Source organism: Caulobacter sp. HJHS_5, from assembly GCF_056683955.1.
Genome location: NZ_JBWZNC010000035.1, coordinates 1 through 236 on the forward strand (window position 1 = coordinate 1; position 236 = coordinate 236).

1 protein-coding gene is annotated in these 236 nt (G+C 41.5%); it reads right to left on the reverse strand.

All coding sequences use genetic code 11. The annotated features are described in order from the left end of the window. The coding region (locus tag ACFLIT_RS17880; RefSeq protein WP_479912622.1) for a glycoside hydrolase domain-containing protein at positions 1-236 on the reverse strand (236 nt) is incomplete at both ends.

Consider the following 236-nt stretch of genomic DNA (forward strand, 5'->3'; position numbering starts at 1 on the left):
GGCAAAAGCTTCCTTTCCCCCCATCATATCGGACAGTCCTTGGATATCGTGGAAAACAGACCAGGTATAGTGCCAGCTATTACCTTCGGTAAATGCATCTCCCCACTTAAAAGGATTGAATGGAGATTGAAACTCGCCATTTTTATTTTTTCCACGCATTAATCCCGTGGATGGGTCAAACAACAATTTATAATTCTGAGACCTCAATTTGAACCTGTCAATCTCTTCTTTTGGTC